The organism is Micromonospora sp. CB01531 (assembly GCF_001905095.1).
Classification (GTDB): Bacteria; Actinomycetota; Actinomycetes; order Mycobacteriales; family Micromonosporaceae; genus Micromonospora.
This window is the reverse complement of the sequence record NZ_LWLS01000001.1, coordinates 281748-300691: the sequence shown is the minus strand read 5'-3', so window position 1 is coordinate 300691 and position 18944 is coordinate 281748. Positions and strand designations below refer to the sequence as shown.

The window sequence follows — 18944 nt, the reverse complement described above, 5'->3', positions numbered from 1 at the left end:
AGGGCGGCAGCCCGTCACCGTCATGCGATCCCCTCCCCGTGCCCTGGGCGGTAGGGGCACGCGGCGATCGGGTCGTGGGGGAGTGAAAACCCGATCGCCGCGCGCCCCATCCCCTCCGGTCACTCACCACCACCGTCGCCACGACAACCGGTGGTGAGGACGCGAACACAGATTGACAGGTGGACACGCGTGAATGCAACTCTCATCGACCTTCTCTCATGCGCATTCTCCCCTTGATGTGCAACCATCGATGCATGGCGCCGAAGACCGCCCGGGCCCGACGGCTCGGCATCGCCCTGCGTACCCACCGGGAGGCCGCCGGCCTGACCCTCGAGGCCGCGGCCGACGAGATCAACAGCACCCGGAGCACCCTGTCCCGGTACGAGAACGCCCAGACGCTGGTCAGCCCGGCCACCGTGCGTGCGCTGCTCACCCTCTACCGGGTCGGGCCCGACGAGATCGCCGCGGCGGTGCAGCTCGCCAAGGACGCCCGCAAGCCCGGCTGGTGGGTCTCCTACTCGTACCTGCTGGACCGGCGGACCATCGACTTCATCGCGCTGGAGGCGGAGGCGACCGGGATCGCCAACTTCGAGCCCTCGGTGGTGCCCGGCCTGCTCCAGACCGCCGACTACATCCGCGGCGTGATGCGCGGCGGCCCGCACACGCTCAGCGACGAACAGGTGGAGCAGCGCGTCCACCTGCGCCTCGACCGGCAGCAGCGACTCACGAGTGACGATCCGCCGATCCTCGACGCCATCATCGACGAGGGCGCGCTGCTGCGCCCGGTCGGCGACCGGTCCGTGATGGAGGGACAGCTACGACACCTGCTGAAGATGGCCGAACTGCCCAACATCACCGTGCAGGTGATCCCTCTCGCCGCGGGCTACCACCGGGGCACCCGGGGCTCGCTGCACATCCTGGAGTTCGCCGACCCCGAGGACCCGATCATCGCCTCGGTGGAGACGGTCGCCGGGCAGATGGTCCTGGACCGGCCGGGCGACCTGCGTACCTGCACCAAGATCATGGAGCACCTGCGGACCGTGGCGCTGAGCCCGCCAGCCAGCCGGGACCAGCTCCTCCGCCTGTTGAACGAGAGGTAGATCCGGATGAACGGCACGAGCAGCCCCCGCCCGGCAGCGACCGGCTGGCGCAAGAGCAGCCACAGCGGCGACGAGGGCGCGTGCGTCGAGATGGCGACGCTGCCCGAGGCGGTCGCGGTCCGCGACTCCAAGGACCCGGCCGGCCCGGTGCTGGTCTTCTCCCCGGCCGCCTGGACGGCGTTCACCGGCGCCCCACCACGCGGCTGATCCCCCGGACGCCAGGCCGCGGGTCAGCCGGCGACCAGCGGACCGGCGGCGGAGCCGGACCGGACCGCCTCCAGCGCCGCGATGGCCACCCCCCGCGCGCCGGCCATGTCCCGGTCCGGCACCAGCGCGAAGGTGGCCACCGCGCGCTGCTCGGGGCGGAGCACCGTGTACTCCCGCACCGTGGCGAGGAACCAGTCGCGGAACTCCGGCGCCGCCTCCACCACGCCACCGCCGACGAAGTACGCGTGCGGGTCGGTGAAGTTCGCCGCGATGGTGAACAACCGGCCCAACGCCATCGCCTGCTGGGTGAACACCTCCCGAGCCAGCGGGTCGCCCCGCTCGCCGTAGCCGCGCACCAGCTTCGCCGCCCGGCCCGGCGGCTCGGCCGCCAGCGGATGCCCCGGGAACCGGCCCAGCCAGTACGGCAGCAGGTTCCGCTCGATGGCGGTGAGCGAGGCGACGCTCTCCACATCACCGGTGAAGCCGCAGGCGCAAACGGGGACCGCCTGGCCCGGTGCCAGCAGCCCGTCGAGCGGGATGTGCACGTGCCCGAACTCCCCCGCCATGCCGGCTGCGCCGCCGACCACACGGCCGTCCTCCACCACCCCACCGCCGAGCCCGGTGCCGACGATGGCGGCGACCGAGGAACGGCGCATCGCGTCCACGCCGAAGTGGACGTGGTGCGCGTACAGGGCCGCCGCGTTGCCGTCGTTGGCGTAGACCACCGGGAGGCCGAGCCGGTGCTCCAAGGCGCCCCGCACGTCGTACCCCCGCCAGGCCGGCTGGGAGAAGTTGGTCGAGCCGCGCGAGGAGATGACCCCGCTGGCGCTCGCCGGGCCGGGGGTGTCCAGCCCGACGGCACGCACCAGTTCCCGGGGCACCCCGGTACGTGCCACGATGCCGTCGAACGCCCGGGCCAGCGCCTCGATCGCCGCCTCCGGACCGGCCTGGACCTCGCTCGGGATCTCCACCAGCCCGTCCACCAGGAACCGGCCGTCGACGGTCAGCACGGTGGCGTTGTTGCTGGTGCCGCCGTTGTCGAGACCCACCACCACCGGCACACCCGTGCTGCCCACGGCCACCCCTCCCACCGAGCCTGGCCCGAGGCTAGTTCGCCGTTCAGCGGCCCGCCATGCACCGGACGGGCCGGGCAGCGCGACGCTCAGCCGGGCCGGCGGGCCGTGACGGCCGTGGCGTCCAACTCCTCGTCGTGCACCACGGTCGGCACCAGCCCCGCGTCGGCCAGCACTCCGCAGAGCGCCTCGGCCTGGCCGACGCTGGACTCCACGGCCAGGTGCCCGCCCGGGACGAGCCACTCGGCTGCGCCGGCCGTCACCCGGCGCAGCACGGCCAGCCCGTCGTCGCCGCCGTCCAGCGCCATCGGCGCCTCGTAGAGCCGTGCCTCCGCCGGCATCAGGGCCAGCGCGCCGCTCGGCACGTACGGGGCGTTCGCCACCACCAGATCCAGGCGGCCCCGCCACTCGGTCGGGATCGGCCCGAACAGGTCGCCCTGGTAGACGGGCACGCCGAGCGGGGCGAGGTTGCGCCGGGCGCAGGCCACCGCGGCCGGGTCGAGGTCGGCGGCGGCCAGCCAGCGGGGCGCGAGCCGGCCGTGCAGCACCAGCGCGGCGGCGCCGGACCCGCAGCAGAGGTCGAGCACGGCCGGTGCCGGACCGGCCACCGCCGTCGCCGCGGCGACCAGCAGGGCGGTCCGCCCCCGGGGCACGAAGACCCCCGGGTCGACGGCGATCCGCCGGCCGCAGAACTCGGCCCAGCCGAGCAGGTGTTCCAGCGGCAGGCCGGCGAGCCGGCGGTCAACGAGCTCGGTCAGGGCCGCGGCCGAGTCGGCGGCGGCGATCAACAGGTCCGCCTCGTCCTCGGCGTAGACGCAGCCGGCGGCACGCAGCCGGGCGACGAGGGCGGGACGGTCGGGAGGGAACGGTGCCATGGCATGCCTTTCGGGAACGCTTGTCGGCGCTCCCGGCGTCGCCTAACCAGGGACGACGCGGACTCGGCGGGGAGCGCCGGTCCTTCGCTGGTGGATCGTGCTCACCTCCTCCGGTCGGGGCCCGCGCGGGCCGTGGCTGTCGTCACCCTAGCGGAGCTGGCGCCGGCCGGCCGCCTCGGCACCGGCGCGCTGCGGCGTCAGTCCACGCCGGTGTCAGTCCGCGCCGACGATCGGCCGTCCCCGGGGTCAGGCCGCGCTGGCGTCCAGCGCGGCGGTCACGTCGGCCACCAGGTCGGCCGGATCCTCGATCCCGCAGGAGAGCCGGACGAAGCCGGGGGCGGTGTCGTCGCCCCACTGGGCCCGCCGGTCGGCGGTGGTGTGCAGCCCGCCGAACGAGGTGGCGGCGGCAACCAGCCGGGACGCGTCCAGGAACCGGGCCACCTGGGCGGCGTCGCCCAGGTCGAACGAGAGCACCCCGGGCATCCGTCGCATCTGGACCGAGGCGACCGGGTACGCCGGATCCTCCGGCCGCCCGGGCCAGCGCAGGCCGGTGACGTCGGCGCGGCCCGCGAGCAGCCGGGCGAGCGCCTCGGCGTTGGCGGTCTGCCGGGCCAGCCGCAGGTCCACGGTCGCCAGCGAGCGGTGCGCCAGCCAGCAGTCGAACGCGCCGGGTATGCCGCCGGTGGTGGTCCGCCAGGCCGTCACCGGGTCGAGCAGCTCGGCGGAGCGGGCCGCCACGTACCCGAGCAGCAGGTCGGAGTGGCCGGTGAGCGCCTTGGTGCCGGAGGCGACCACCACGTCGGCTCCGAGGTCCAGCGGGCGCTGCCCGAGCGGGGTGGCGGTGGTGTTGTCCACCGCGAGCAGCGCTCCGGCGGCGTGCGCGGCAGTGGCCAGGGCCAGCACGTCGGCCACGTCCAGGCCGGGGTTCGCCGGGGTCTCCAGCAGCACCAGGCGGACACCCTCGAACGAGGGGTACGGCCCGGCCGTCGGCACGAAGTGGACCTGCACCCCGATGCCCTCGAGGGTGGCGGTGGCGAACGCGCGGACCGGGAAGTAGCCGTCGGCGGGGAGCAGCACGGTGTCCCCGGGGCGCAGCAGCGCCAGCAGCAGCCCGGTGATGGCCGCCTGGCCGCTGGCGAAGACCCGGCAGTCCCCGCCCTCCAGCTCCCCGATGGCCGCCTCCAGCAGCCGCCGGGTGGGGTTGTCCGGCCGGCCGTACCCGTTGGGTGCCGCCGCCGGCCCCTCCCACGGGTCCAGGTGGTACGGCGCGGCGAAGACCGGTCCCGGCAGGAACGGTGCACCGGGCGCCGGGGCCGGCAGCCCGGCGTGCACGCTGCGGGTGCCGTCACCCCAGTCGCTCATGCAGCCGCCTCGCTCCGCTCGGCGGCAGCATGAGGCTCGACCGCACGGTGCCCGATGATTCGCTCGCTCCGCTCGCTCATGGCCGCCTCACTCGTACGACTCGGGCTTCGCGGTCCGGCTCATCAGCGCGTCCACGGCGAGCCGCGGATCCATCCCCTCGTGGCAGATCCGCTCGATCTGCTCGGTGATCGGCATCTCCACCCCGTGCGCCCGGGCCAGGTCCCGGATGGCCAGGCAGCTCTTCACTCCCTCGGCGGTCTGCCGGGTGGCCGCCTGGGCCTGCTCCAGGGTCTCCCCCCGGCCCAGGTGCTCACCGAAGGTGCGGTTGCGGGCCAGCGGCGAGGAGCAGGACGCCACCAGGTCACCCATTCCGGCCAGGCCGGCGAAGGTGATCGGATCGGCGCCGAGCGCCACGCCCAACCGGGCGGTCTCGGCCAGCCCGCGGGTCATCAGCATGGCTCGGGTGTTGTCGCCGAAGCCCATCGCGGTGGCGATCCCGTACGACAGGGCGATCACGTTCTTCACGGCTCCGCCCAGCTCGCAGCCGATCACGTCGTCGTTGGTGTACGGGCGGAAGTACGGCGTCCGGATCGACGATTGGACGAGGGCGGCCCGCCGGCTGTCGGTGCTGGCGACCACAGTCGCGGCGGGCTGCTCGGCGGCGATCTCCGGGGCCAGGTTGGGCCCGGAGACGACCACCACCCGATCGGCGGGCACCCCGGCGGTCTCCATGATCACCTGGCTCATCCGCTTGGTGGTGCCCAGCTCGATGCCCTTCATCAGGGAGACCAGCGTGGCGTCCGGATCCAGGTGGGGGGTCCACTCGGCCAGGTTGGCGCGCAGCGTCTGCGACGGCACGGAGAGCACCACCACCTCCGCCCCGGCGATCGCCTCCTCGGCGTCGCCGGTCGCGGTGACCCGGTCGGGCAGCCGGAGGTCCGGCAGGTAGTCCGGATTGCGGTGCTCGGTGCGGATCGCGTCGGCCACCGACCGCCGCCGGGCCAGGATCGTCACGTCCCGCCCGGCGTCGGCGAGGATCTTGGCGAACGCGGTCCCCCACGACCCCGCCCCCAGCACGGCCACATGCCCGCTCATGCCGTCGCCTCCCTACGGTCGGCGACGCCATGTGGCACCACCGCGCTGAGCCGGCCGATTCGCTCGCTGCGCTCGCTCATTCACTCACCTCGCGGGAACGGGTGCGGGCGGGGCGCTCCCAGAGCGGTGGTGGGGTGCCGCCGCGAATCTCGGCGACCAGGTCACGGATCCGCAGCATGATCGTGTCGGTCATCTCCTCCAGGACCGCCCGGGTCGGCGTGGCGCCCGCCCAGCGGCTCAGGTCGATCGGGGGCCCGGCGACCACGGTCACCGGGGTCCGCGGGCGCAGCCGCAACCGGGCCGTCCGCGGGTCGAACATCTGCTCCGGCCCCCACATGGCGACCGGGATCACCGGCGCGCCGGTGGCCAGCGCCAGCCGGGCCGCCCCGGTCTTGCCCTTCATCGGCCACAGGTCCGGTTCGCGGGTGGTGGTCCCCTCCGGGTAGATCACCACGGCGCCGCCCTCGCGTACCGCCGCGACCAGCTTGTCCAGCGACCTGGCCGCCTCGACCGAGCCGCGCTCCACCGGGATCTGCCGGCACTTGTGCAGGATCCAGCCGATCACCGGCACCCGGAACACGCTGGCCTTGCCGAGGAACTGCGGCCAGCGCCCGGAGTCGTAGATGAAGTGCGCGGAGACCAGCGGGTCGGCGTGCGAGATGTGGTTGGGCACGATGATGAACCCGCCGTCGCGGCGCAGGTGCTCCATGCCCCGCCAGGTGCGCCGCGTCCAGACGGTCAACACCGGCTTGACCAGTACCACGGCTAACCGTGGCCAGAATCCCACCTTCCGCCGCGCCACCCTGTCTCCTCCTCGCGCCCCACGCACCCACGCCCGCGACGAAATCATGCCTGCTCGCCCTGGGTCCGGCCAGAGAGGGTACCGCCGTCCCACTGGCAGGATGGTCACGTGCCCGAGCCGAGCTGGACCGTGGTGGTGCCGGTGAAGCGCCTCGAGGCGGCGAAGAGCCGCCTGCGGGGCGCGCTGTCCGGCGTCCCACACGAGGAGCTGGCGCTGGCGCTGGCGGCCGACACGGTCCGCGCGGTGCGGGCCTGCCCGGCGGTCGCCGAGGTGCTGGTGGTGACGGACGACTCGCGGGTGGCGGCGGAGGTGACGGCGGCCGGCGCCCGGGTGGTGGCGGACCCCGCAGCCGGGCTGAACGCCGCCTTCGGGCACGGCGCGGCAGCCGCCGGCCCGCGCGCGGCGGTGGCCGGGCTCACCGCCGACCTGCCGGCGCTGCGCCCGGCCGAACTGGCCGCGGCGCTGCGGGCCGTCCGCACCGGCCCGCCGGGGATACGCGGGTTCGCGGCCGACGCCCCGGGCACCGGCACCGTGCTGCTCGCCGCGCCGCCCGGCGTACCCCTGGATCCCCGGTTCGGCCCGGGCTCGGCCGCGGCGCACGCGGCCAGCGGGGCGCGCCCGCTGCGCGGTGCCTGGCCCACGTTGCGCCGCGACGTGGACCTCCCGGCGGACCTGGCCACCGCCGCCCGGCTGGGCCTGGGCCCGCGCACCGCCGCGCTGCTCGACGCCCGCGCGGCCGCCACCCCCGGCCGACCCGTCGGGTACGGTGCTGGCATGCAGGGCACGGTGGCCACCTACGACGCGGCGACCCGCAGCGGCGTGCTGCTCCTCGACGACGGCACCGAGCTGGCCTTCCCGGCCCGCGCCTTCGACGCCTCCGGGCTGCGGCTGCTCCGGCTGGGGCAGCGGGTCCGGATCGAGCGGGACGCGGCCGGTGCGGTTGTCCGGGTGACGTTGCCGACGATGGCCTGAGCAACCTGCCCCGAGTTCATTTTCCGTTCACCGGAATCGGGGAATCATGAGGGGGTGAGCACCCCTCGCGAGCAGCCCGAGAGTCCGCCGCACTTCCTGCACCCGACCGCGCCCCGCAACGGCGCCCCGGCCCGCGGCACCGACGGCCGCTTCCGCCGCGTCCGCGCGCCGGAGGAGGACCTGCCCGCCGAGGCGTCGGCCCCCGACTCGGCGGGGCTGGAGGAGTCCCTCGACCCGGTCGAGGGGCCGGGCCCGGCACTGGACGCCGCGCCGCCGGCGGCGCAGCCGCTGCCCGAGGACCGCTTCCTCAACCGGGAGCTCTCCTGGCTCGACTTCAACGCCCGGGTGCTGGCGCTCGCCGAGAACCCGCGCACCCCGCTGCTGGAGCGGGCGAAGTTCCTGGCCATCTTCGCCAGCAACCTGGACGAGTTCTACATGGTGCGGGTGGCCGGGCTGAAGCGGCGCCTGTCCGCCGGCCTGCCGGTACGCGGGGGTGACCGGCTGCCGCTGCGTACCCAGTTGGAGCTGGTCGCGGAGAAGACCGCGGACCTGGTGGCCCGGCACGCCACCTGCTTCGTCGACGAACTGCTGCCGAGGCTGGCCGAGGAGGACATCCGGATCCTGCGCTGGAGCGACCTGGACGACCCGGAGCGGGAACGGCTGCGCACCTGGTTCCGGGAGCACATCTTCCCGGTGCTCACCCCGCTCGCGGTGGACCCGGCGCACCCCTTCCCGTACATCTCCGGGCGGTCGTTGAACCTGGCCGTGTCGGTCCGCGACCCGGACGGCGGATCGGAGCTGTTCGCCCGGGTCAAGGTGCCGAACAACGTACCCCGGTTCGTCCGGGTCGCCCGCGACCAGCCGGGCGTCCGGTTCCTGCCGCTGGAAGACCTCATCTCGGTGCATCTCGGGCAGCTCTTCTCCGGCATGCAGGTGGTCGAGTGCCACCTGTTCCGGGTCACCCGCAACGCCGAGGTCGAGGTGGACGAGGACCGCGACGAGGACCTGCTCCAGGCCCTGGAACGAGAACTGGCCCGGCGCCGGTTCGGTCCCCCGGTACGCCTGGAGGTGGCCGCGTCCATCTCCGACCACATGCTGGAGCTGCTCGTCCGCGAGCTGGACATGGACAGCCACGACGTGCTCCGGGTCCGCGGCCTGCTCGACCTCTCGGCGCTGTGGCAGGTGTACGGCGAGGCCGACCGCCCGGACCTCAAGGACCCGCCGTTCGTGCCGGCCACCCACCCCCGGCTCACCGAGGGCGAGGTGCCCCGCAGCGTCTTCGCCACCCTGCGCGACGGCGACGTGCTGGTACACCACCCGTACCACTCGTTCGCCACCAGCGTGCAGCGCTTCATCGAGCAGGCCGCCGCCGACCCGAACGTGCTGGCCATCAAGCAGACCCTCTACCGCACCAGCGGCGACTCCCCGATCGTCGACGCGCTGGTCGACGCGGCGGCCGCCGGCAAGCAGGTGGTGGTGCTGGTCGAGCTGAAGGCGCGCTTCGACGAGGTGGCGAACATCGGGTGGGCGCGCACCCTGGAGCGCGCCGGCTGCCACGTCGTCTACGGCCTGGTCGGCCTGAAGACGCACTGCAAGACCGCCCTGGTGGTACGCCAGGAGGGCAACCAGATCCGCCGCTACTGCCACATCGGCACCGGCAACTACCACCCGAAGACCGCCCGGCTCTACGAGGACTTCGGCATGCTCACCGCCGACCCGGAGATCGGCGCCGACCTGACCGACCTGTTCAACGTGCTGACCGGCTACAGCCGGCAGACCGCGTACCGGCGGCTGCTGGTGGCCCCGCAGGGCATCCGCAGCGGCCTGATCGAGCGGATCGAACGGGAGGTCGCCCACGTCCGGCTCGGCATGCCGGGGCTGGTGCAGTTCAAGGTGAACGCCCTGGTGGACGAGGAGATCACGGACGCGCTCTACCGGGCCTCCCAGGCCGGTGTCCACGTCGACCTGCTGATCCGGGGCATGTGCACGCTGCGTCCGGGGGTGCCGGGGCTGTCGGAGAACATCCGGGTCCGCTCGATTCTGGGCCGGTTCCTGGAGCACTCGCGGATCTTCCGGTTCGGCAACAACGGCGACGCCGAGTTCTGGATGGGCTCGGCCGACCTGATGCACCGCAACCTGGACCGCCGGGTGGAGGCGCTGGTGCAGGTGAGCGACCCGGTCGCCCGGGCCGAGCTCGACCAGGTGCTGACCGCCGCGTTCAGCCCGGACGTGGACGCCTTCGAGCTGGCCGGGGACGGCAGCTGGACCCGGCGTACGGGCACCGGGGAGGCGCCGCTGACCCACCTGCAGGAGCTGCTGCTGCACCGGGTCGGCGGGACGGCGAGCTGAGCGGCCCACGGCGGGCACCGATCGCGCATACGGTGAGCGGATGACGGACGACGAGCCGGCGCGGATCCGGGCGGCGGGCGGCGTCGTCTGGCGCCCGGCGGCGGCCGGCGTCGAGGTCTGCCTGGTGCACCGCCCCCGGTACGACGACTGGTCGCTGCCCAAGGGCAAGCTGGATCCCGGCGAGCACCCACTGCGGGCGGCGGTCCGCGAGGTCGCCGAGGAGGCCGACGTCCGGGCCGTGCCGCAGGTACGCCTGCCGACGATCCAGTACCGCAGCGAGGGCCGGCCGAAGGCGGTCGACTACTGGTCGATGCGGGCCGTGGCGGAGGGCGGCTTCCAGCCGGACACCGAGGTGGACCAGGTGCACTGGCTCCCCGTCGACGAGGCGGTACGCCGGGTCAGCTACCCGCACGACGGCGAGGTGATCGCCGCGTTCGCGGCGCTGCCGCCGGTGACCGCCACCGTGCTGCTGGTCCGGCACGGGCACGCCGGCAGGCGGGGCACCTGGACCGGCCCGGATGCCGGCCGGCCGCTGGACGCGGAGGGCTGGGCCCAGGCGCAGGCCCTGGCCGAGCTGGTGGCCCTGGTCCGCCCGGTACGCCTGCTCGCCGCCTCGGCCCGGCGCTGCGTGCAGACCCTCGACCCGGCGGCCGCCCGGCTCGACCTGCCCATCGAGGTGGCCGGTGACCTGGACGAGCCGAAACCCGGCCAGCAACCGGACGAGTGCGTGTTGGCCGCCGCAGCCCGGCTGACCGAGCTGGCCGAGGCCGGCGACCCGGTCGCGGTGTGCAGCCAGGGCAAGGTGATCCCGGGCATGCTGGAGGGGCTGACCGGCGAGGCCGGCGACTTCACCACCCCGAAGGGCGGCGGCTGGCTGCTCGCCTTCACCGGCAGCCGCCTGCTCGCCGCCGACCGGTTGTAGGGGAAGAGCCCTCTGGCTGGTGCCGCCGTTGTGGAGACCCACCACCGGCACACCCGTGCTGCCCCACGCGGTTGCCGGTGGGTGGCGAGCAGCGGGGCGACGAGCAGTCGCAGCCGGCCCCGGCCAGTTCGACACGAGGACTGCCGCGGCCGGTCGGCCGCGGCGCCGGTTCCCGGCGGGCGTACCCACGGAAAAGGGCGCCCACCGCGTGCGGTGGGCGCCCTTTCGGGCCGGTACGGTCAGCGCCGCGTGGCGGTCTTCTTGGCCGGCGCCTTCTTCGCGGGTGCCTTCTTGGCGGCCGTGGTCTTCTTCACCGCCGTCGTCTTCTTGGCCGCCGTGGTCTTCTTCGCCGCCGTCGTCTTCTTGGCGGCCGTCGTCTTCTTGACGGCGGTGGTCTTCTTGGCCGCGGCGGTCTTCTTCGCCGCGGTCGTCTTGGCCGCGGCGGCCTTCTTCGCCGGCGCGGTCTTCTTCGCCGCGGTCGTCTTGGCCGCCTTCGCCGCCGTGGTCTTCTTGGCGGCACCGGCCGCGGCGGTCTTCTTCGCCGCGGTCGCCTTGGCCCCGGTCGCCTTCGCTCCGGTGGTCTTGGCTGCGGCGGCGGCAATCTTCTTGGCAGCGGCCGTGGCCTTCGGCACCTTGCCGCTGGCCACCATCTCCTTGAAGCCAGCGCCCGGGCGGAAGGTCGGGACGGAGGTCTTCTTGACCTTCACCGCCTCGCCGGTCCGCGGGTTGCGCGCTGTTCGGGCGCCCCGGACACGCTTTTCGAACGCTCCGAATCCGGTGATCGCCACCTTCTCGCCCTTGGTGACCGCCGCCTGGACCTCAGCGAGGACCGCGTCGAGCGCGGCCGTCGCCGTCTTCCGGTCCCCCAGGCGAACGGCGAGCGCCTCGATGAGCTCGGCCTTGTTCACGACTTCCTCCCGATTGTGCAACTGACTCGTCGCGAGCCATTCTGCGCGCACGGTATGCCCTGTGCTGCCGGGACACAAACATTCGGTGGAAAAAAGGCCTTGTGTCGTAACGGATTCGCCCCCACCGGCGAACCGGTGGGGGCGAAAACCGATGTGCGCTCGGGCGTACGGCTACGCCACCGAGGGCAGGAACGACGGCCGGGACGCCTCGTACGCGCCGATCTCGGCCTCGTGCCGGAGGGTGAGTCCAATGTCATCCAAGCCCTCCATCAGCCGCCAGCGGCTGTGGTCGTCCAGCGGGAAGGCCCAGGTGGCATCCCCGGCGCGGACCTGGCGGGCGGTGAGGTCGACCGTGACCGGGGTGGTGGGGTCCGATTCCACGAGATCCCAGAGTTCCGCCACGGCTTTCAATTCCAGCTCGACCGGAAGGAGGCCTTCCTTCAGCGCGTTGCCACGGAAGATATCGCCGAAGCGAGGAGAGATCACAGCGCGGAAGCCCCAGTCCCGCAGGGCCCAGACGGCGTGCTCCCGTGAGGAGCCCGTACCGAACTCGGGACCGGCGACCAGAATCGACGCTCCTGAATGGGAGGTATCGTTGAGGACGAATGACGGATCCTCCCGCCACGCGCTGAAGAGCCCGTCCGCGAAACCGGTCCGGGTCACCCGCTTGAGGTACACGGCGGGGATGATCTGATCGGTGTCCACGTTGGATCGCCGCAGCGGCACCGCGGTGCCGGTGTGGGTGGTGAACTTGTCCATCTCTCGGCTGCCCTTCTACAGGTCGGCGGGGGCGGCCAGCCGGCCGACCACGGCGGTGGCGGCGGCGACCGGCGGGGACACCAGGTGGGTACGCCCGCCCCGGCCCTGGCGGCCCTCGAAGTTGCGGTTGGAGGTCGAGGCCGAGCGCTGGCCCGGCGACAGGGTGTCCGGGTTCATCCCGAGGCACATGGAACAGCCGGCGAAGCGCCACTCGGCGCCGGCGTCGGTGAAGACCTTGTCCAGCCCCTCCGCCTCGGCCGCTTCACGCACGGCGGCGGAGCCGGGGACCACCAGCATGCGTACGCCGTCGGCCACCTGGTGTCCGCGCAGCACGTCGGCGGCGGCGCGGAGGTCCTCCAGCCGGCCGTTGGTGCAGGAACCGACGAAGACCACGTCGACGGCCAGGTCGCGCAGCGGGGTGCCGGGCTTGAGGTCCATGTATTCCAGGGCCCGGCGGGCGGCAGCCCGCTCCGGCTCGGTGACGAACTCCTCCGGGTCCGGCACGGCGGTGCCGAGCGGGGCACCCTGACCCGGGTTGGTGCCCCAGGTGACGAACGGGGTGATCCGGCTGGCGTCCAGGGTCACCTCCGCGTCGAAGGTCGCCCCGTCGTCGGTGGGGAGCGTCTTCCAGTACGCCACCGCGGCGTCCCAGTCGGCCCCCTGCGGCGCGTTCGGCCGCCCCTTCAGGTACGCGAAGGTCGTCTCGTCCGGCGCGATCATGCCGGCCTTGGCGCCCCACTCGATGGACATGTTGGCGATGGTCATCCGCCCCTCCATGGAGAGGTCGCGGATCGCCTCGCCCCGGTACTCGACGATGTGGCCGCGCCCACCGCCGGTGCCCACCTGGGCGATCAGCGCCAGCACCAGGTCCTTGGCGGTGACGCCGGGGGCGAGCCGGCCGGTGACGTTCACCGCCATGGTCTTCGGGCGGGCCTGCGGCAGCGTCTGGGTGGCCAGCACGTGCTCCACCTCGCTGGTGCCGATGCCGAACGCGAGCGCGCCGAAGGCGCCGTGGGTGGCGGTGTGCGAATCGCCACAGACGATCGTCATGCCGGGCTGGGTGAGACCCAGCTGCGGGCCGATGACGTGCACGATGCCCTGGTTCTCGTCGCCCAGCGCGTGCAGCCGTACGCCGAACTCGGCGCAGTTGCGGCGCAGCGTCTCGATCTGGGTGCGGGAGGTGGGGTCCGCGATCGTGAGCAGGTCGCCGCGCCGGGACCGGAACGCCGGGTCGTCGTACCCGGTCGGGGTGTTGTGGTCCTCGGTCGCGATCGTCAGGTCGGTACGGCGGACCCGTCGACCGGCCAGGCGCAGCCCGTCGAACGCCTGCGGGCTGGTGACCTCGTGGAGCAGGTGCAGGTCGATGAAGAGCAGATCCGGCTCGCCGTCGGCGGATCGGACGACGTGCGCGTCCCAGACCTTCTCGGCCAGGGTCCTCGGTTGAGTGACTCCCACCATCTGGACATCCTAAATTCTGGGAGGTATGTTTCGTCTTGTGGGACACAGTATGAGCGGTGTCGGCGTTCTCGACAAGGCGGTGGTCATCCTGGCCGCCTGTGTCGACGGCGCCAGCCTGGCCGAACTCGTTGAACGCACCAAGCTGCCCCGGGCCACCGCGCACCGGCTGGCGCAGGCACTGGAGATCCATCGGATGCTGGTCCGGGACACCCAGGGGCGCTGGCGCCCGGGCCCCCGACTCGGCGAGTTGGCGAACGCCGCGCCGGACGTCCTGCTCACCGCGGCCGAGCCGCTGCTCGCCGCGCTGCGCGACGCCACCGGCGAGAGCGCCCAGCTCTACCTGCGCCGCGCCGACGAGCGCATCTGCGTGGCCGCCGCCGAGCGGGCCAGCGGCCTGCGGGACACCGTGCCGGTCGGCTCGGTGCTGCCCATGACGGCCGGTTCCGCAGCGCAGATCCTGCTCGCCTGGGAGCCGCCCGAGGCGGTCATGCCGCTGCTGCCCCGGTCCAAGTTCACCGGCCGCACCCTGGCCGAGGTACGCCGCCGCGGCTGGGCCCAGAGCGTCGGCGAGCGGGAGGCGGGTGTGGCGAGCGTCTCGGCTCCCATCCGCGACCGCACCGGCCGGGTGATCGCCGCGATCAGCATCTCCGGCCCGATCGAGCGCCTCGGCCGCCGCCCCGGCGAACGCCACGCCATGGCCGTGGTCCGCGCCGGCCAACGCCTCTCCGGCCTCTGAACCCGCTGCCCTGCCGCCTCCTCCCCCAATCGTCACGTTGATCAAGAGGTTTGCGTCGCCGTTCGGGGCGCCGGTGACGTAAACCTCTTGAGCACCAGGGGGCGTGAACGTGGCGGGAACGGCGAACGGCCCGCCCACCAGGTGGGACGGGCCGTCGAGCGTGGTAGCCCCGACCGGATTCGAACCGGCGCTACCGCCTTGAGAGGGCGGCGTCCTGGGCCGCTAGACGACGGGGCCAGGCACTTTTCCTGCTTCACCGCCCTGACGAGCGGTGCGGGGTTAGTCTAGCGGCACGCCCGGTGGGCACGGCGACGGGGTCGGCTGCGGGGATGCCCGCATCCTCCCGCCGCCCCGCGTCCGGCACCGGCAACCTGGGACCGGCGAGCACGCCCCGCCGGCGCGAAAGACAGCCCGCCCGGCGCGAGGGCCAACGGCCGGCCGGGCACGAGCGGCAGGCAACACCGCCGGACACAAAACAGCCCGCCCCACGAGGTGGGACGGGCTGTCGACGATGTAGCCCCGACCGGATTCGAACCGGCGCTACCGCCTTGAGAGGGCGGCGTCCTGGGCCGCTAGACGACGGGGCCAGAACCATCTGCTTCCTCACCCGCTCGGCGAGGAAGCTGCACTCTATCAGAACTCACCTACCGCTCCTCGGGCAAGGAGCGGAGCAAGCTCCGCCAGAATCCAGCGTCCGAGGATTCTCACGAACCCGCGGCTGCGCTGGGGTACCAGGACTCGAACCTAGACTAACTGAACCAGAATCAGTCGGGCTGCCAATTACCCCATACCCCATTGGCCCCTTGCGGCGCCGGGAATGAACTTTACCCTCCCGGTGCCGGCAGGCCAAATCCAACCCCTCGAACCGCACCTGACCTGCGGAAACGAGACGTCGGACGCATCAGGCGACCGGCACCACCGGGTTGGTGAGCTCGCCGATCCCCTCGATCCGCACGGTGACCGTATCCCCGTCGGTGAGCGGGCTAACCCCCGCCGGGGTGCCGGTCAGCACCACGTCACCCGGGAGCAACGTCATCACGTGGGAGATGTACGACACCAGGGCCGGCACGTCGAAGACCATGTCCTTGGTCCGGCCGAGCTGGCGCACCTCCATCTCCTCGGGATCGCGACCCACCTCACAGCGGATCTCCAGATCGGAGACGTCCAGCCCGGTCGTGATCCACGGGCCGAGGGGGCAGAACGAGTCGAAGCCCTTGGCCCGGGTCCACTGCCCGTCGGAGCGCTGGAGGTCCCGGGCGGTGACGTCGTTGGCGCAGGTGTAGCCGAAGATGGCCCGCTCGGCGGCGGCCCGGTCGGCCCGGCGCGCCCCCGGGGCGCCGATCACCACGGCCAGCTCCGCCTCGTGCTCTACCTGCTTGGAGAAGATCGGCAGGCGGATAGCGTCCCGCGGGCCGATCACCGAGGTGGACGGCTTCAAAAACAGCAGCGGCTCCTTGGGCACGTCGCTGCCGTGCTCGGCGGCGTGCTCGGCGTAGTTGCGGCCGACGCACACCACCTTGCTCGGCAGGATCGGCGAGAGCAGCCGCACGTCGGAGAGCGCCCACCGGGCGCCGGAGAACTGGACCTGCCCGAAGGGGTGCCCTTCGATCTCGGCGATGGTCAGGCCCTGCGGCCCGGCCTCCGGCTCGCCCTCGACGACCCCGAACGACATTCCCTTGGCATGAGCAAAACGAGCGATACGCACCCGGCCAATCTATCCCCGCCACCGGCCGCCACGAGCCGCCGGCCCGCCTCCGGCGGCGGGCAAGCCCGCCGGGTGCCGGGTGGGCCCCGACGGCGTGCGGTTCCGCCGGGCGCCGGAACGCCGCCGGACCGGGCGAGCCAGCGTACGTGGCCAGCGGCGGGCCGGGGCGAAAATGCCGACTTCGTACCCGCCCGGCGGCGCCGGGACCATAGCTTCGGGTCCGGAGGTGCGTTCGTATGCCTGCATCGAGACGGCACCACAGGACCCTGGCAGTGATCGTGAACTGCCTCGGCGTGCTCGCCGCCGTACCGGCACTGCCCGGCACGGCACCCCGGGCGGCGGCAGCACCCGCCCAGCCGGGACCGGCCGCGGCGGCACCCGCCCCGGCGGAGCGCGCCACGCCGATCCCGACCGGGATGCCCGCGGCGCCGCCCGCGGTACCGCCGGCGAGTCCGGCCCCGATCCAGATGTCCAAGCCGCCGGTCACCGTGGCGATGACCGCGGCCAACACCCCGGCGCCCGGCTACCAGATCGAGGTACGCAACGCCGGAAGCACGCCGGTCGACACGACCGTACGGCAGGAACTGCCGGCCGGGTCGCAGGCGACCACGGTGACCGCCGGCGGTCGGGCCACCCGCGCGGTCGGGTCGTCCGGCGTGAACGAGATCACCTGGCGGCTGCGGTTGCCGGCGCGGAGCACCACCACGTTGAACACCGCGCTCAGCACGACCACCCAGGGGCGGTCGGTGACCGCGCCGGCCTGCGCGTACGGGACCGACGGGACCCGGCCGTACGACTGCGCCACGGCGACCTGGACGGGACCGGGCGTTCCCGTGGCGAAGGTGACCGCGGCCCCGGTGTGGCGGCGACCGCCGGTGCTGCTGGGCGCGCTCGCCGCGGTCCTGGTCGTCACCGTCGGCGTGCTGTTGTGGTGGTGGCAACGGCGCCGGCAGCGCTCCCGCGTGGCGACGGGCACCGGCGATTCGGCCCTCGCCCGCGGCGCGGGCGGCCCGGCAAGCCCCGCCGCGAGTGGCCCGGCGGCGGGTGCTCCGGCAACCCGTGGGACGGACGGTCCGGTGCACCCCGGAGCGGGCAGCCCGGCGGACCGCGGGACTGTCTACCCGCGCCCGGCCATGCCACCGCTGCCCGGGCAGCGTCGCAAGCCGCCGGTCTGGCTGCTGGTCGGGGTCGCGGCGGCGGTGCTGGCCGGCCTGGTCGGGGTGGGCGCGTGGACGGCCACCCAGCGGGTCTCCGCGATCGACACCAACAAGCAGCCGACCAGCGGTGCGTGGATCGGCCGGAGCGTCACCGGGGCGGTCGGCGTCCCGCTGCGGGAGGCGGCGTTCGAGTTCACCGTCTACCGGGTGGCCTGCGGCACGCAGGGCCTGCCCAGCGCCCAGGCGGGCGACCGGCAGTGCCTGGCTACGGTCGGGGTGCGCAACCTCACGCAGGGCGAGCAGACCTGGCACGGTCAGTTGCAACGGGCGTACCTGCCGGGCGGCAACTGGGTCGCCGCCGACGAGGACGCCACCCGGGTGGCCAACCTCGGGCGGGACGTCTTCGCCCAGCCGGTCGCCGCGGGCAGCCGGGTGCTCCTGCCGCTGGTCTTCACCGTGCACGGCACCGACCCGCCGAGGCAGTTGGAGCTGCGCAGCGGGGTCTTCTCCGCCGGGGTGCGGGTGGACGTGCCCTGACCTGGGGTCGGGCGGCGGTCGTACCCTGGGATGCGTGACCGCCGCCCTCGCCCCCGCCACCGTGCTCGACGCGGCCGACTGGCAGGCCCGGCGGCGGGCTCACGAGGAGCGGGCGGACGCCTGGCTGACGCCGCACCTGGCCCGCCGGCGCTCCGGGGTGAAGCACCCGGTGGAGGACTTCCTCTTCACCTACTACTCGTACCGTCCGGCGCAGTTGCGCCGCTGGCACCCGGGCGCGGGCGTGGTGCTGCGCGACGCGGACCCGGCCGAGTTCGGCCGGGACTACCGCGCGGGCGCCGACGGCCTCACCCTCGACACCGAGCAGGTACGCGCCCGGCGCGCCGAGTCGATCACCTGGATCCGTACGCTGCTCGCGGCGACCGCCGGCCGGCCGGCCCAGTTCGGCTGCTTCGGGCTGCACGAGTGGGCGATGGTCTACCGGCAGACCCAGGACGAGGTACGGCACAACGCCTGGCCGCTGCGGCTCAGCCCGGCGGCGACCACCGCCGTGGTGGAGGAGCGGGGCGTGCGGTGCAGCCACTTCGACGCGTTCCGCTTCTTCACCGCGCCGGCCCGGCCGCTGAACCTGCTCACCCCGACCCGGGAGAGCCAGCACGCGCTGGAGCAGCCGGGCTGCCTGCACGCCAACATGGACCTCTACAAGTATTCCTACAAGCTCTCGCCCCTGGTCGCCTCGGAACTCGTCGCCGACTGCTTCGAGCTGGCGAGAGCGATCCGGACCCTGGACATGCGAGCCTCTCCGTACGACCTCACCGAACTGGGCTACTCGCCCGTCAGAATCGAGACCATCGAGGGCCGGCACGAGTACGTGCTGGCACAGCGGTCGTTCGCGGAACGGGCCGCGCCGCTGCGCGCGCGCCTGATCGCGGAGTGCGACCAGCTCCTCGCCGCCTCGGACGGCTGACC

Annotated in this window: 16 protein-coding genes, 3 tRNA genes and 1 pseudogene; 8 read left to right on the top strand and 12 right to left on the bottom strand. The window is 73.6% G+C overall.

The genetic code is table 11. The features are described from left to right. Positions 1–254: 254 nt before the first annotated feature. Both A6A27_RS01410 and A6A27_RS01405 read left to right on the top strand, forming a co-directional pair. Complete coding sequence (locus A6A27_RS01410; protein WP_073832481.1) at positions 255–1100, top strand: helix-turn-helix domain-containing protein; 846 nt, start codon at positions 255–257, stop codon at positions 1098–1100. A gap of 6 nt (positions 1101–1106) precedes the next feature. Beyond that, positions 1107–1307, top strand: a complete 201-nt coding sequence (locus A6A27_RS01405) for a DUF397 domain-containing protein (protein WP_073832480.1) — start codon at positions 1107–1109, stop codon at positions 1305–1307. A 23-nt stretch (positions 1308–1330) separates the two neighbouring features. Here the strand turns inward: A6A27_RS01405 and A6A27_RS01400 are convergent, their stop codons facing one another. The 5 genes from A6A27_RS01400 to A6A27_RS01380 all read right to left on the bottom strand — a co-directional run bounded on the left by A6A27_RS01400 (position 1331) and on the right by A6A27_RS01380 (position 6514). Then, a complete protein-coding gene (locus tag A6A27_RS01400) occupies positions 1331–2383 on the bottom strand; it encodes an ROK family protein (protein WP_073832702.1) in 1053 nt (350 codons plus the stop codon). Between the two features lie 86 nt (positions 2384–2469). Then, entirely contained in the window at positions 2470–3255 is a 786-nt protein-coding gene (locus A6A27_RS01395; RefSeq protein ID WP_073832479.1) for a putative protein N(5)-glutamine methyltransferase, read from the bottom strand. A gap of 246 nt (positions 3256–3501) precedes the next feature. After that, entirely contained in the window at positions 3502–4617 is a 1116-nt protein-coding gene (locus tag A6A27_RS01390) for a cystathionine gamma-lyase (protein WP_073832478.1), read from the bottom strand. An 87-nt stretch (positions 4618–4704) separates the two neighbouring features. After that, the gene (locus tag A6A27_RS01385) at positions 4705–5712 is read right to left on the bottom strand and encodes an NAD(P)H-dependent glycerol-3-phosphate dehydrogenase (protein WP_073832477.1); all 1008 of its coding nucleotides are present in this window, start codon (positions 5710–5712) and stop codon (positions 4705–4707) included. Positions 5713–5788: 76 nt separating this feature from the next. Beyond that, entirely contained in the window at positions 5789–6514 is a 726-nt protein-coding gene (locus A6A27_RS01380) for a lysophospholipid acyltransferase family protein (RefSeq protein WP_073832476.1), read from the bottom strand. Positions 6515–6622: 108 nt separating this feature from the next. On the opposite strand from A6A27_RS01380, the pseudogene cofC reads away from it, so the two are divergent. From cofC to A6A27_RS01365, 3 genes and pseudogenes are all read left to right on the top strand, one after another. Further along, positions 6623–7273, top strand: a pseudogene (gene cofC / locus A6A27_RS45605) (2-phospho-L-lactate guanylyltransferase); the annotation flags it as partial. A gap of 267 nt (positions 7274–7540) precedes the next feature. After that, positions 7541–9835, top strand: coding sequence for an RNA degradosome polyphosphate kinase (locus A6A27_RS01370; protein ID WP_073832474.1), 2295 nt, complete (start codon positions 7541–7543; stop codon positions 9833–9835). A 40-nt stretch (positions 9836–9875) separates the two neighbouring features. Further along, positions 9876–10757 (top strand): NUDIX hydrolase, encoded by an 882-nt coding sequence (locus A6A27_RS01365; RefSeq protein WP_073832473.1) that lies wholly within the window; start codon positions 9876–9878, stop codon positions 10755–10757. 239 nt (positions 10758–10996) lie between these two features. Here A6A27_RS01365 and A6A27_RS01360 read toward each other — a convergent pair whose 3' ends face one another. The 3 genes from A6A27_RS01360 to leuC all read right to left on the bottom strand — a co-directional run bounded on the left by A6A27_RS01360 (position 10997) and on the right by leuC (position 13882). Further along, positions 10997–11665, bottom strand: a complete 669-nt coding sequence (locus A6A27_RS01360; protein WP_198940146.1) for an HU family DNA-binding protein — start codon at positions 11663–11665, stop codon at positions 10997–10999. 171 nt (positions 11666–11836) lie between these two features. Then, positions 11837–12424 carry a 3-isopropylmalate dehydratase small subunit gene (gene leuD / locus A6A27_RS01355; RefSeq protein ID WP_073832471.1) on the bottom strand — a complete coding sequence of 196 codons (588 nt, stop codon included), beginning with the start codon at positions 12422–12424 and terminating at the stop codon, positions 11837–11839. A 15-nt stretch (positions 12425–12439) separates the two neighbouring features. Then, positions 12440–13882 (bottom strand): 3-isopropylmalate dehydratase large subunit, encoded by a 1443-nt coding sequence (leuC, locus tag A6A27_RS01350; protein ID WP_073832470.1) that lies wholly within the window; start codon positions 13880–13882, stop codon positions 12440–12442. A 49-nt stretch (positions 13883–13931) separates the two neighbouring features. Here leuC and A6A27_RS01345 point away from each other — a divergent pair, with 49 nt between their 5' ends. Next, the gene (locus A6A27_RS01345; protein WP_073832469.1) at positions 13932–14618 is read left to right on the top strand and encodes an IclR family transcriptional regulator; all 687 of its coding nucleotides are present in this window, start codon (positions 13932–13934) and stop codon (positions 14616–14618) included. Positions 14619–14779: 161 nt separating this feature from the next. On the opposite strand, the gene A6A27_RS01340 is transcribed toward A6A27_RS01345, so the two are convergent. The 4 genes from A6A27_RS01340 to A6A27_RS01325 all read right to left on the bottom strand — a co-directional run bounded on the left by A6A27_RS01340 (position 14780) and on the right by A6A27_RS01325 (position 16323). Next, positions 14780–14855: transfer RNA gene (locus A6A27_RS01340), tRNA-Glu, on the bottom strand. A gap of 277 nt (positions 14856–15132) precedes the next feature. Further along, positions 15133–15205: transfer RNA gene (locus tag A6A27_RS01335), tRNA-Glu, on the bottom strand. Positions 15206–15341: 136 nt separating this feature from the next. Continuing rightward, positions 15342–15413: transfer RNA gene (locus A6A27_RS01330), tRNA-Gln, on the bottom strand. A gap of 106 nt (positions 15414–15519) precedes the next feature. Beyond that, positions 15520–16323: a fumarylacetoacetate hydrolase family protein gene (locus A6A27_RS01325; protein WP_073832468.1), complete on the bottom strand. Its 804-nt coding sequence runs from the start codon at positions 16321–16323 to the stop codon at positions 15520–15522. 236 nt (positions 16324–16559) lie between these two features. Between A6A27_RS01325 and A6A27_RS01320 the strand changes: the two genes are divergently transcribed. Together A6A27_RS01320 and A6A27_RS01315 are read left to right on the top strand one after the other, a co-directional pair. After that, positions 16560–18017 (top strand): hypothetical protein, encoded by a 1458-nt coding sequence (locus A6A27_RS01320; protein ID WP_073832467.1) that lies wholly within the window; start codon positions 16560–16562, stop codon positions 18015–18017. Between the two features lie 34 nt (positions 18018–18051). After that, entirely contained in the window at positions 18052–18942 is an 891-nt protein-coding gene (locus A6A27_RS01315) for a 3-methyladenine DNA glycosylase (RefSeq protein WP_073832466.1), read from the top strand. Positions 18943–18944 lie beyond the last annotated feature (2 nt).